Below are 14,152 nucleotides of genomic sequence, written 5' to 3'. Positions count from 1 at the left end.
AAGTGTTAGCATAATTTTTAGGTTTAAAGGTTAATAAAAAAGTCATTTTCATGATTGTTTTTTAAATATATCTATTTTAAATATTTACCACCAAGTAAAACATTAAAAAACGATACAATTCACTTTACTTATATAACAAAACAAACCTAAAAACTTTTAATATTAAACCAAGTTACTTAAACATAGTTTTAATTTAAAACCTTATAAGATAATTAACATCAAAATATAAAACTTTTGTAGAGCCTTTTTTTACTAAGATTTTAAAACCAAGGACTATTTTATTATAAAAAACATCCAAAAGTAGATTTTCATTAATTAAATCTTTAACAGTTAAATAATCTATCAACTTTATTGAAATTAAGTTATAGTCGTATATTTGAAAAAAAAAAGCCCAAATGAAAAAACACTTTCAATATCTCGTATTATTATTTTTATGTAATATTACTTATGGTCAAGTTGTAATTAATGAGTTAGATTGCGATACACCTAGTACCGATACTAAAGAGTTTATAGAATTAAAAACTCCAAATGCAAATACTAGTTTAGACGGTTATGTTTTAGTGTTGTTTAATGGTTCTAACACAAGTAGTACAGGAGGAAAAAGCTATTATGCTTTAGATTTAGATGGTTTTATTACCGATGTTAATGGGCTATTTGTTATAGGTAGCGATTTAGTTACACCATTTCCACAATTTGTTATCCCTCAAAATTTAATTCAAAACGGACCAGATGTTGTTGCTATTTATCAAGCAAATGCTTCAGATTTCCCAGATCAAACCGATGCTACAATAACTAATTTAGTAGATGTTTTAGTTTACGAAACTAATGATGCTGTAACAAATTTGCTTGAATTTTTTAATGATGCTCCTGGTTTTGAAACAATTCAACAAATAAATGATAATGGTACTAATGCTAATCCAAAATCCATTCAACTTAACAATGATGGGTCTTATACAGCTGCTACTCCAACACCAAGACAATTAAATGATGGTAGTGGTGTTGTTTTTAATCCTATTGCAATTTCTACTTCTCAGTCTCAATATACAGAAGGAGAAACTTTTGATGTTACATTTACAACAGAAACTAATGTAACAGCAGATACTACTTTTTCGTTTACTTTAGACAATTTTGGTTTTAATACTTCAGATTATTCTGGAACTACAACAGTAACTATTCCTAACGGACAAAATACTGTTTCTACAACTATTACTTTAATTGACGATACTTTAGATGAAGGTGATGAAGAACTTTTAATTAAGTTTTCAAGTCTATCAACTCCTTACATTCCATTTAATAATTTTGTTACTATTAGAGTCGTTGATAACGATTTTGTTATCGCGCCATTTGGCAAGCCTACAACTCCAACTTTCGACATAGTTGACAGTACACAACCAGACGGTTATTATGATTCTTTAAACGGACTATCTGGAGCTAATTTAGAGCAAGCAATACAAGATATTATTGCCGAAGAAGGCGTTGTTAGAGCACAAACTTACTCAGATATTATAGATATTTTAAAAGAAGCAGATCAAAATCCAGAAAACAGTAACCAAGTATGGTTGCTTTATACTGAACAAGGTAGAGCAAAATTAGACCTTCAAGGTAACGGAAGTAGCGTAGGAAAATGGAATAGAGAGCATACTTTCCCAAGATCTTTAGCAGGCTATTTTAGTATTGAAGAAGATGACATTGCAGATGGCATAGAAACATACTGGAATACAACCGCAGATTCTCTTAGACATGGAAATTCTGATGCTCATGCACTGAGAGCTGCAGACGGACCAGAAAATAGCTCAAGAGGTAACCAACATTATGGAGGTACAGAATACAATGGCCCTACCGGTAACTCAGGAAGCTTTAAAGGAGATGTTGCACGAAGTGTTTTATATATGCAATTACGCTATAATGGTTTATCTGTTGAAAATGGTTTTCCTACTGCAAACGGTCAAATGGGAGATTTAGCAACATTATTACAATGGCATAACCAAGATCCACCAGATGATTTTGAAATGAATAGAAACAATGTAATCTATACATGGCAATTTAACCGAAATCCATTAATTGATATGCCCGAATTAGTAGACTATATTTGGGGAGCTAATGTAGGACAACAATGGCAGAACACTTTAAGTGTTAATAATTATAATAAAGAAATTGTAAAACTATATCCAAATCCTGTAGATAATCAGCTTTTTGTTTCTGGAGCATATAATGAATATCATGTTACTATTTATTCTTCTGAAGGTCGAAAAATTGAATCGCACACGCTAAAAAATAACTCAGCTTTAAATTTAGATTTATCTAGCGGAATGTATTATGCTAAAATTTCTACTGAAGGCAATATAGAAACCAAAAAATTTATTGTTAAATAGTATCTTCGTTAAAAAAGTAATTTTATGAGTATACTTTGGGTAATTTTAGGCTTGGTACTATTAGTTGTTGGTGGTGATTATTTAGTAAAAGCCTCAATTGCTTTATCTTTTAAATTAAACATTTCTAAGATGGTAATTGGTATGACGGTTGTATCTTTTGCAACATCAGCACCAGAGTTATTAGTAAGTATTCAAGCAGCATTAAATAATGCACCTGCAATTGCTATTAATAATGTAGTAGGCTCTAATATTGCAAACATTGGCTTAGTTTTAGGTGTTACAGCACTTATAGGACCTATAGCAGTAGATAAATCTTTCTACAAGCTTAATTGGCCGGCAATGTTATTATTCTCGCTTATATTATATTACTTTCTTGCTAACGACAGTATATTATCTACAATCGAAGGCATCATTTTATTTTGTATGCTTGTAGTATTTATTATTATTCTTTTAAAGAAATCGAATACAGAAGTAGATTCTGAAGAAGTTAGTGATGCCTTGGCTGCTATTGGCAATTATAAAATTTTATTATGGTTAATAATTGGTGCTACAGCGTTATACTTTGGCTCTGTTTGGCTAGTAGATGGAGCAAAAAGCCTGGCACAATCTTTAGGTGTTAGCGATGCTGTTATTGCCGTTACCGTTATTGCTATTGGTACAAGTGTACCAGAATTAGCAGCTTCAATTATTGCTGCTGCTAAAAAAGAAAAAGCACTCTCTTTAGGAAACTTAATAGGATCTAATATTTTTAATATAGGTTCTGTTTTAGGTTTAACCTCTATAGTAAAAGCTATTCCTGTTACAGACATAAAAATATTAAACAACGATATTTTTTGGATGATTGGCTTTGCCTCTATCCTACTACTTCTAATTCTAATTCCAAAGCGCATGCAAATAAGCAGATATAAAGGATTATTTTTAGTTGCTGGTTATTGCTTGTTTTTATATTTCTCTTTTAAATAGTTTTTAAATTATAGCTATAATTTTAAACAAGCTTTTATTAGCTTAAATGCATTGTATTTTATACATCGTTAAACAATAAGTTACACTGTACAATTCCTCTAAACAATAGAAGTAATTACAGTCAATTACTTCTATTGTTTAATAGATTTAAAATAAAGGTGTATTATGCTTTAAATAATATTTCAGCACTAGCTAAGTATCAATTAAATTATTTAACTTAAGCGAACTCATCTCATGCATTCCATTCAATATTGCAATACCTAATATAACATATAATAAAAAACGCCCAAACTTATGTTTGGGCGTTTTAGTTTTTAATAGTTTATACGTTTATCGTTTTAAAGTAAAGTGTGCTTTAAATTGTTTCTTAACCGTAGGATTATTAGGTTCTCTATATTCTACAGTAAACCAGTAATCGCTAGTTGGCATTGGGTTACCATTATAAGTACCATCCCAACCTTCGCCTAATGGACTTAACTGTTTTAAGAGTTTACCATAACGATCAAAAATATAGATTACAGCATCTGCTTGACGGCCTATATCGTAAATATTCCACGTGTCATGGTAACCATCGTCATTTGGTGTAAAGTACAATGGATAGTCCATAACTGTTATTGTTGTTGTGCTTTCTCCACAACCTTGTGTGTCTCTTACCGTTATAGTATGTTCTCCTGCTGCAACATCAGAGAAGGTGTATACATAAGCACCCGCAGTGTTTTGTGTGCCTAATTCCCAATCGCCTCCATCTAAACTAAATTCGTATTCGGCTATAGATGTGCTAGTGGTACCTGTTGCGGTTACTAAAATATCATGCTGCTCTGCAAAGGCCAATGTTGTTACCTCTGCTTCTAGTACTGGTGGCTCGCTTACGGTAACTAAAGTGGTTACTTCGTCGTTTGAACATCCTGTAGCATTATCTGTTGCCACTACACCATAAGTTCCGCCTTGTGTTGGTTCTATAAATTCTGAGGTCTCGTTTGGTAATACTGCACCATCTAAAGTCCACTCAAAAGTATATTGTGAAGGATCTAAACCGGTATCTATTACTGGTGAGTTTATAACCTCGCTGCCATTAGTGTTAATACATAATAAGTATGCACTGTCTAACATAAACGATGGCATTGGATTAACCTGTAAGGTAATTTCTGCAGTCTCGTAACATGATGAACTGTCTATCATCGTTCCTGGATTGGCAGGATCGTTTATCATTAAATCATTATCTACTCTTACAATAATAACTTGTGGGTTAACCGTGTTAGTGTAAGTAAATGGTAATGGATTGATACCTGCATCTGCATCGGCTTGTGTTTCGTAATACGTTACAGTGTAATCTGCTGGATCTTGACCGTCTAATACATCTGCGTTTTGAGTGGTTAAATCGAAAACAGTAGTGTCGTTTGTCGTGTCTCCATCAAACTCCATTGTGTCATCACAGGCTTCGTATACAATTGGACCTCCAACTGGATTGGCTTGTGCTGCTTCGTCTACTACTAAATTAAAGGTAAGTGCTGTGGTATCGCATCCGGTTACGGTATTGGTAATATTAACGTAAATGGTTTGTGGATCACTAGTGTTAGTGTAATCGCCACTTATTGCTAAATCATTAATACCTGCATCGGCTTCAGCTTGTGTTTCATGGTAGGTTACCGTGAAGATGGCTGGATCTTGACCGTTTAATATGGCTGCTGTCATTGTTGTTAAATCAAAGTCTGCAACGTTGTCTGTATTTAATTCACAAATCACATAGTCTTCTACTGGTGTTACTACTGGTAATGGGTTTACAATAATATTGAAACTCACTAAACTGTAGCATCCTGTACCGCCTAATCCTGTTGGGTCTGTACCGTTGGTTAAGCGCACATAAATGGTTTGTGGTGTAACAGCAACTCCTGGATTTGCTGGATCTTCGTTAATATGCATGCTTGGGTCTGCTATAGCATTGTTACCCATAATAGCATCGTCTTGTGATAGGTAATAACTTGCGGTTACTCCTAATTCTCCATTAATAATAGTGGCTTCGTTTTGTGTTAAATCGAAAGTCTCTAGCATATCGTTTGGTCCTACAATATCAACATCGTCACACAGTTCTAAATCTTCTGGATCTGGTGTTGGTGATGGATTGTTTAATACACGGATGGTTACGGTTGTAAAACTGAAACAACCGGTATCATTATCGGTCACTCTTACGTATAAGGTTTGTGGACCTGTCATGGTATTCTGGTACGCTGTTGGATCTGGAATGGCATTCGTATCGGCTTGCGCATCGGCCATGGTTTCGTAATAGGTAACTATCCAACTTACATTCATTGGTCCGGTGATTTCTATATCTTCTACCGTTAAATCGAAGAAAGTGAAACCATTATTAGCTTCCATATAATCGGCATCTAAATCATCACATTGTGATAATAAATTGTCATAATTAGCATCGATTACTGGTGGGAATTCCACGCGAATAACAAAACTTCCTGTGGTAACACAGCCATTAGCATTGCTTACTAAGCGAATGTAAATGGTTTGTGGATTGGTAACATTGGTATAGTTACTCGTGTTTACTATTGGGTTGTTACCACTATCGGCTCCTGCTTGTGTGGTGTGGTATGTTAAGGTGAAATCTGCTGGTGTTTGTCCGTTTGCAAAAATTTGTGGATTGATAACGGCATCAAAATCAAATTGAGCAGTACCATCGTTATCGGCATCACAAATTACATAATCTTCAATTGCTATTGGTACTACTGGAGATGGTATTACCGATAATGGTAATTCTACTATAGTGTAACAGCTGGTTAAATCGTTTTGTACAAAGGCATAAACCGTTTGGTTAAACTGTACAATATTGGCATACGGGCTACTTAATGGATTGATTCCATTCATAGCATCGTCTTGCGTTTCGTAATAGGTTGTGGTAACGTCTGGCTCTCCGTTTTCTATTATTACTGTTTGTGCGTCTAAATCGAACAGTGCAAATCCATCGTTATCATCATCACATTCTTCTACTACCGCTGGCATTGCTACTGGTGATGGTAGTGGGTTTACTCTAATATCAAAAGTAGTAATGCTACTACAGCCTGTTACATTATTTGTTCCTAATACATAAATGGTTTGTGCATTTGCAGTGTTTGTGTATGGACTAAATATTTGGTCGGCTGGATCGTTGGTTTCTGCGCCTATTTGTGTGCTAAAATAGGTTAAGGTGATACCGGTTTGTCCTGCTAAAATATCGGCATTAGCATCTTCTAATGTAAAGGCTTCTAACTCGTCTCCTGGATTATTAACATCACATAAATTTAATGATGCGGCTTGTGCTAATACTGGTAACGGATTAACGATAAGTTCTAGCTCTATGGTTTTATAGCAACCTGTAGCATTGTCTTCTACACGTATCCATACACTGTCCATATCGGCAGTGGTGTTTACATAAGCGTTTGGTGTAGCTATGGCATTGTTTGGTGCCTCGGCATTGGCTTGTGTTTGGTAGTAAGTAATGGTGTATAATGTTGGGTCTAAATCGTTAGTGGCATCACCATCTAAAAGATTTAATACTTCTGGCTCTTTAACAGTTAAATCGAAACTTGCAAATCCATCGGCATCATCATCACAAACTTCTAATGGTGTTAAATTTGCTGGTGTAATAATTTGTGGTTCTGGGTTAACGATTAATACTAGCTCTACAAAGGTAGCACAGTCGGTTGCTATTGTTGTGCTTTCTACACGTACATATATGGTTTGTGTGTTGGCTACAATATTATTATAATCGCCTGTTATTGGGTTTACACTATTGTCTGCATCGGCCATGGTTTCATGGTAAGTTACATTTAATCCTGTAGCGCCTCCTGTAATTTCTGCTTCGGCATCGGTTAGTGTAAAGACTCCAAATCCATCACTATCTGGATCACAATGCTCTAGAGGTGTTGGTGTAAAAGCTACTGGTGCTTGTTCTACTGCTAACTCTAAAGTTGTGGTTGTGTAACAGTTGGTGTTTACATTTAAAACTCCGGCTACAATGGTTTGTGGGTTACTAATGTTTGTATATTGGTTTGGTAACGGATTGGTTTGTGCATCGGCATCGGCTTGATCAAAATAATAGGTTACGGCATAGGCTGGATTACCTCCGGTAATTTCATTATTTTTTATGGTTAAATCAATCTCTGTTAAACCGTCTGGTGTACCATCGTCACAAACTTCTAAAGTGGTTGGTGCTATGGCTGTTGGTAGTGGATTTACTACCACTGTATTAGATGTTGTTAAAGGACTTGTACACGTTGTAGCTGGGTTATTTACAGCTTCTAAAGTCATTTCTTGGTCTACTGCTGGTGCTGCTATAGTAATAACAGATTCTCCTGCTGCGTCAAGTGTTACTTGTACTGTACCGCCACCGTTAATATTGTAATCTACAATATCTCCTGGTGTACCGGTTATAGTAAATACGGCATCTTCACCTATACATACTTCATCATTACTCGCTAATGCTACTGTTGGATTAGCTATTACCGTAACAGTGTCTGTATCTGTTAGTATGCTACTACACATGGTTATTGGGTTTGTAATAGCTTCTAAAACTATAGTTTGGTCTACGGTTGCTGCTGTAATGGTTACAATAGCTTGACCTGTAGCATCTACAACAACTTGTTGTGTTGCACCTCCATTAATAGTATAGTCTATAACATCATCGGCAGTGGCATCTATAGTAAAAATAGCATCTGCTCCAGAACAAATATCTGTGTTTGTTGTTAAACTTGTAATGGTTGGATTTGCTCCAATAGTAACTGTTTCAGTATCTGTTAATGTTGTTGTACATGTTGTAGATGGATTGGTAACAGCTTCTAAAGTTATGGTTTGGTCTGCTGTAGCTCCTGCAACGGTAACAACACCTTGTCCTGCTGCATCTAGTGTTACTTGCATTGTACCACCACCGTTAATATTGTAGTCTACAACATTGCCTGCGTCTCCGGTAATGGTGAAAATGGCGTCTTGACCAGAGCAAACACTGGTGTTACTTGTTAAAGTAACCGTAGGATTAGCATTAACTACAACCGTAGTTGTATTAGTTAATGGCGCTGTACAGTTTGTTACTGGATCTTCAATAGACTCTAATGTAATAACTTGATCTGTAGTTACTCCTGTTACAGTAATAACAGATTCTCCTGTTGCATCTAAAGTTGTTTGAATAGTTCCGCCTCCATTTATATTATAATCTACTATATGGTTTGCTGTTCCCGTAATAGTAAAAACGGCATCATTTCCAGAACAAATATCTGTATTACTTGTTAAAGAAATTATTTCTGGACTTGGATTTACAATTAAATCAAATTCTCCTAAAGGATTTGTAGTTACATTAAAACAAGTTGCATCTCCATTTAATTGTACTCTAACAAAAATTGGTTCTGGATTTACAGTATTAGTGTATGGGCTAACTAAAGCATTAACACCTGCTGCTGCATCTGCAAGAGAGGTATAATAAGTAACTGTATAATCTGTAGCTGACTGCGTTCCTAAAATAATTAAATTCTGCGATTCTAAATTAAAAGCTTCAAAACCGTCGTTAGATGGATCATCACAAAGTTCCATATCTAAAGCAGGATTAACAGTAGGTTGCGGTGTAACATTTAATGTAAATGTTGCTGTTTCAAAACAATCTGAAGTTAAATATTCTATTCTAACAAATATGTCTTGTGGCACACCAATTACTGCACTAGAAGAATATGCCGTAGGATTAGCAATTGCATTAGTTTCGTTATCTGCGTCGGCTTGTGTTTCGTAATATGTAATAATTTGTTCTGTAGGATTTGCAGCCGGTGCATTTATTATTGCATCATTTTCGGTTAAATCGAAAATATATGGTAGTGCTCCTGGATTACATAAAAATAAATTATCTGGTGCATCGGTTACAATTTCTGGTAAAACGTCTATACATACTTGCTCTGTATATTCACAACCAAAATCGTCTGTAGTTCTATAAGTATAGCAATATTGTCCTGCTGCAGGTGGCGCAACAGTAATTGTATTTCCTGTCGTGTTAGTAATTGTTGGATCTGCATCCCAACCTTCTGTAACCGTTGTAGGCGTAAAAGATAATTCTGGTGGTTGTAAATTTGGATCGAATTCTATACTCCATGAAAAGATAAAACCATTATCTGCTCCTAAATTATCAACAATTTGAATACACCAATCTCCATTTAATGGACTACCTAAAAGTGTATTCAAAGTACCTTCTGGCAAATAAGTTCCTGGTGTAATAGAATTATTAGGAGGATTACTTCCTGCCGTAATTGTTGGTCCATTCTCTAAAGTTACAGTACCTGACATTGAAAAGCAATAATCTGCTCCAACTCCTGGTGTGTTTGAACCATCGTCATTAGCTCCTCCTAAATAAGTACCTCCACCTCCAGGATATTCTTTTAACACCGCTACTTGACCTGTGGGACTTATAATATTTATATCTAAATCTCCTAAATATGAATGTTCCATATTAACACAAATTGCTACAATTTGATTAATATCTGTTAAAGTTTGTGATGAATCATAACAATCAACAGTAACACATGTTTGATATGAGGCACCATTACCATCTGGTAAGAAAGTTGTACCACTAACAGGAGGAGTACAATCATTTATAAACTCGGTTGGCGTTACTACTCCATCTATAGTTGTACTTTCTCCAAAACACAATACAGTATCGGCAGCTTCAGTTCCTGTAAAATCGGGTTCTGTACCTACTTGTATTACTTGATTAATTAAATTTGTATTGGTACAGCCTGTTCCAGGTGCTGGATCTGTATTAGTATCTGTTATATTTAAGTTTACAATATAAACACCAGGATTTGGATAAGAAAATGTTGCTGTTTGTCCTGTAACAGTATTACCGTCTCCTAAATCCCACTCATAAGTAGCACCTGTACCATCAACAGAAAAATTTCCACTACCGTTTAAAGTTATATCCTCATCTGTACAAACTCTTATATAACCATCTGCATTTGGCGCTGGCGTTGCGCTATCTATTTGAGAAACAATTGTTTGACAAGGCTCATAACAAGAAATTGTAGCTGCCCATCCGGTTGTAGTTGCTGTTCCATCTGAAGTAAACACAATAGTTATACAACCAGTAGGATTATTAGGAGTTGCTACAACTATTCCTGGATTATTTGCTGCACCAGCTCCTGAATACGTTCCGAAATTGTTTGCTGTAGTATCATCACCATCGTAAAAAGTTATTGTATCACTTCCTACTTGCGTACTAAATGCTGTAAAATCTAATTGTATTTGATTCCCTGGTACATCAGGACAAATAGTAAGTGTAAAACTTTCGTCACTACTATAGTTTCCTCCTACTCCACCAGAATCGTAAAAAGTTCCTGAACATTGTGTAACAGTGCCTGTTTGCATTAAAACATCTTGAGCAAATGTAACTGTTGAAATTAATAAAAATGTAATTAATATAGTAAACTTATTCATTGTTGTATTTTTTATTGATGTTGAGAAAGTATTACGATGAAAAGACTAGTATTATCTATTCTATAAATTCGTGAACCTCTACCAAAAAATTCTAAATTATATTTTAATACATTAAATGTATCTTTATTATATACTTTATCGAAAGTTAAATTTGAATTATAATTGTTAAATAATCCTGCTTCAGATAAAGTTTTATACTTATCTGTATTACCAATTAATTCTGGCATATCTTTAATAAGTATTCTATTTCGTAATAAATTTTTTAAGTCTTTTACCTTTTGAGGTCTACTTAACACATAAGCATCTACTTTATCTGCATATACTTCTTTAATAAAAGACAACTCTTTACTAGTTAAAGGACTTTTAACATTATCGTTGTATTTAACCAATTTAAGTGGCTGTCTGTTAGCAGATTGAGCATTTGCATTATGTACACCAATTGTAATAAATAATGCAAACACATAGAATAGTCTAAGTTTCATAAATATCTTGTTTTTTAAGGATGCTAAAAATAGCAAAAAATTATTAACTGATGGCTAATAATTATTCGTTCTAAAAATATAACAATTTAAAGATAAAAACTCCTACCGTGTTGCACTCATTTTATTATTACTTATCTTTGCAAGCTCTAAGATTTATAACAAATAATAACATTAAGTCTTTGTCAATATCATTACGCTAAAATTAAGGCCTTTTATAAAGCTTTATTTTAGCATTTTACATTATAGCTAGAATTTGAACACATGAAAATTGAGAATACTACAAACACAAACGACGATTTAGGAGAAAACCACGTTGGAACATCTTCAGACACACCTATGAAAGCTGATGCTTTTAAACTTTCCGACAACGAAAAAATAGATATTATACAAAGTGATGTACGCCATATCATGGAAACTTTAGGTTTGGATTTAACAGACGATAGCTTAAATGGCACACCAAAACGAGTTGCAAAAATGTTTGTAAATGAAATTTTTGGTGGCTTAAATCCAAATAAAAAACCTAGTGCATCTGTTTTTGACAATAAGTATAAATATGGCGAAATGTTAGTAGAAAAAAATATTACCGTATATTCTACTTGCGAGCACCACTTGTTACCAATAGTAGGTAAAGCCCATATTGCTTATATTTCTAATGGCACTGTTGTAGGATTATCTAAAATGAATAGAATTGTAGATTATTTTGCAAAACGACCACAAGTGCAAGAGCGTTTAACAATACAAATAGTTAAAGAACTTCAAAAAGTATTAAATACAGATGATGTTGCTTGCGTTATAGATGCCAAACATTTATGTGTAAATTCTAGAGGTATTCGTGATATTGAAAGTAGCACAGTAACTTCAGAATTTGGTGGCCAATTTAAAAACAAAGAAATTAAACGTGAGTTTTTAGATTATATTAGTTTGGAAACGAAATTTTAATACTTTTTTGCTTCTACTAAAAACATAATAAAGTTTCATTCTAACTATAATAGTAATGCAGTTATACAAAAATCAACAAATAAAGGTCTATAATTCTTTAACAGGAAAAAAAGAAACTTTCCAACCTATTACGGAAGGTTACGTTGGTATGTATGTATGCGGTCCTACTGTATACAGCAATGTACATTTAGGAAATGTAAGAACATTTATGTCTTTCGACATGGTTTTTCGTTATTTAAAACATCTTGGATATAAAATTCGTTATGTTAGAAACATTACAGATGCAGGACATTTAGAAAACGATGCCGATGTTGGTGAAGATAAAATTACCAAAAAAGCACGTTTAGAAGAAATTGAGCCTATGGAAATTGTACAACGCTATACTGTAGATTTTCATAACGTAATTAACACCTTTAACCTACTACCGCCAAGTATCGAGCCTACTGCAACCGGACATATTATTGAGCAAATTGAATTAATTAGCACAATTATAGATAATGGTTTTGCATACGAAGTTAATGGCTCTGTATATTTTGATGTACATAAATATAACGAAACTAACGATTACGGTATTTTAAGTAAGCGTAAACTTGAAGATTTAATACACAATACACGTGCGCTCGATGGGCAAAGCGATAAAAAAAATCCTCAAGATTTTGCATTATGGAAAAAGGCCGAACCTACGCACATTATGCGTTGGCCATCGCCTTGGAGCGATGGTTTCCCAGGTTGGCATTTAGAATGTACTGCAATGAGTACAAAATATTTAGGAGAACAGTTTGATATTCATGGTGGTGGAATGGATTTAAAATTTCCACATCACGAATGTGAAATTGCACAAAATCAAGCTGCAAAAGGAAAATCGCCAGTTAACTACTGGATGCATGCAAATATGCTAGAGCTTAATGGTGCTCGTATGAGTAAATCTACAGGAAATTATATAAATCCTGCCGAATTATTATCTGGTAAAAACGATATTATGTCTAAAGCTTACAACCCAAATGTTGTTCGCTTTTTCATGATGCAATCTGCTTACCGAAGCGTTTTAGATTTAACAGATAATGGACTTTTAGCCAGCGAAAAAGGTTTTAATCGTTTAATGAATGCGGTTGACGATTTAGAAAAGCTAAAAACTTCTAACACCTCATCTTTTGATGTTAAAGCCTGGAAGCAAAAGTGTTACGATGCCATGAATGACGATTTTAACACGCCTATTTTAATCGCTAATTTATTTGAAGCTGTTAACCACATTAATGCCATAAAAGAAGGAAGTGCGACTATTAGTAAAGAAGATTTAGAAATCTTTAAAAGTGCTATACATACTTTTGTTTTTGATTTATTAGGATTAAATAATGCTAAAGACACAGCTGAAGGTACCGATAAACTTTCTGGAGCTGTACAGTTACTAATAAAATTAAGACAAGAAGCTAGAGCTAATAAAGACTTTGCTTTGTCTGATAAAATTCGTGATGAATTAGCAGAAGTTGGCATTACATTAAACGACAGTAGAGATGGCACAACATTTTCTACAAATTAGAAAACAAATGTAACTTTAAATATATTTTACACTATGCAATAGTTATGAAAAAACTACTAATTGCACCTTTTCTATTTATAATAAAAATCTACCAGACTTTTATTTCGCCATTTACTCCAGCTACGTGTAGATATCAACCAACTTGTTCGCACTACACAAAAGAAGCTTTAATAAAGCATGGATTTTTAAAAGGTATGAAATTAAGTGTAAAGCGAATTTTGAGTTGTCATCCTTGGGGAGGCAAAGGTTATGATCCTGTTCCGTAAAAAGGATGACAACTCGCCTACGCGCCAGCTCGCCCAATCGCTTAAAATGTACACTGCACATTTTTTTTTCGCTCTGTCGCCTTGGGCGAGGTAAAGGTTACGATCCTGTTCCATAAAAAAGGATGACAACTCGCCTACGCGGCA

General features: G+C 34.2%; 7 protein-coding genes. 5 read left to right on the top strand and 2 right to left on the bottom strand.

The features are described 5' to 3' along the window. The first annotated feature begins 395 nt into the window (after window positions 1-395). Both BWR22_RS04450 and BWR22_RS04445 read left to right on the top strand, forming a co-directional pair. Window positions 396-2,372, top strand: a complete 1,977-nt coding sequence (locus tag BWR22_RS04450; RefSeq protein ID WP_076732220.1) for an endonuclease — start codon at window positions 396-398, stop codon at window positions 2,370-2,372. A 24-nt stretch (window positions 2,373-2,396) separates the two neighbouring features. Continuing rightward, window positions 2,397-3,335, top strand: coding sequence for a calcium/sodium antiporter (locus BWR22_RS04445; protein ID WP_076732219.1), 939 nt, complete (start codon window positions 2,397-2,399; stop codon window positions 3,333-3,335). Between the two features lie 330 nt (window positions 3,336-3,665). Here the strand turns inward: BWR22_RS04445 and BWR22_RS04440 are convergent, their stop codons facing one another. Both BWR22_RS04440 and BWR22_RS04435 read right to left on the bottom strand, forming a co-directional pair. Next, the gene (locus BWR22_RS04440; RefSeq protein ID WP_076732218.1) at window positions 3,666-10,784 is read right to left on the bottom strand and encodes a T9SS type B sorting domain-containing protein; all 7,119 of its coding nucleotides are present in this window, start codon (window positions 10,782-10,784) and stop codon (window positions 3,666-3,668) included. Between the two features lie 11 nt (window positions 10,785-10,795). Continuing rightward, window positions 10,796-11,266 (bottom strand): hypothetical protein, encoded by a 471-nt coding sequence (locus BWR22_RS04435; RefSeq protein ID WP_076732217.1) that lies wholly within the window; start codon window positions 11,264-11,266, stop codon window positions 10,796-10,798. A gap of 261 nt (window positions 11,267-11,527) precedes the next feature. Here BWR22_RS04435 and folE point away from each other — a divergent pair, with 261 nt between their 5' ends. The 3 genes from folE to yidD are packed head-to-tail and all read left to right on the top strand — an operon-like array spanning window position 11,528 to window position 14,008. After that, a complete protein-coding gene (folE, locus tag BWR22_RS04430) occupies window positions 11,528-12,205 on the top strand; it encodes a GTP cyclohydrolase I FolE (RefSeq protein WP_076732216.1) in 678 nt (225 codons plus the stop codon). A 55-nt stretch (window positions 12,206-12,260) separates the two neighbouring features. Next, complete coding sequence (cysS, locus tag BWR22_RS04425; RefSeq protein WP_076732215.1) at window positions 12,261-13,742, top strand: cysteine--tRNA ligase; 1,482 nt, start codon at window positions 12,261-12,263, stop codon at window positions 13,740-13,742. Window positions 13,743-13,786: 44 nt separating this feature from the next. Continuing rightward, window positions 13,787-14,008, top strand: a complete 222-nt coding sequence (gene yidD, locus BWR22_RS04420) for a membrane protein insertion efficiency factor YidD (protein WP_076732214.1) — start codon at window positions 13,787-13,789, stop codon at window positions 14,006-14,008. The last annotated feature ends 144 nt before the right edge of the window (window positions 14,009-14,152 follow it).

This window comes from Lacinutrix venerupis (genome assembly GCF_001971745.1).
GTDB lineage: Bacteria > Bacteroidota > Bacteroidia > Flavobacteriales > Flavobacteriaceae > Lacinutrix > Lacinutrix venerupis.
Note: the sequence above shows the minus strand (reverse complement) of the source record. Positions and strands in the feature narration are given on the sequence as shown.

Bases quoted from the DNA above. Each gene is read 5' to 3' on its own strand.
- yidD (WP_076732214.1), top strand. From the start codon at position 13,787: ATGAAAAAACTACTAATTGCACCTTTTCTATTTATAATAAAAATCTAC.
- BWR22_RS04440 (WP_076732218.1), bottom strand. From the start codon at position 10,784: ATGAATAAGTTTACTATATTAATTACATTTTTATTAATTTCAACAGTT.
- BWR22_RS04445 (WP_076732219.1), top strand. From the start codon at position 2,397: ATGAGTATACTTTGGGTAATTTTAGGCTTGGTACTATTAGTTGTTGGT.
- BWR22_RS04435 (WP_076732217.1), bottom strand. From the start codon at position 11,266: ATGAAACTTAGACTATTCTATGTGTTTGCATTATTTATTACAATTGGT.
- folE (WP_076732216.1), top strand. From the start codon at position 11,528: ATGAAAATTGAGAATACTACAAACACAAACGACGATTTAGGAGAAAAC.
- cysS (WP_076732215.1), top strand. From the start codon at position 12,261: ATGCAGTTATACAAAAATCAACAAATAAAGGTCTATAATTCTTTAACA.
- BWR22_RS04450 (WP_076732220.1), top strand. From the start codon at position 396: ATGAAAAAACACTTTCAATATCTCGTATTATTATTTTTATGTAATATT.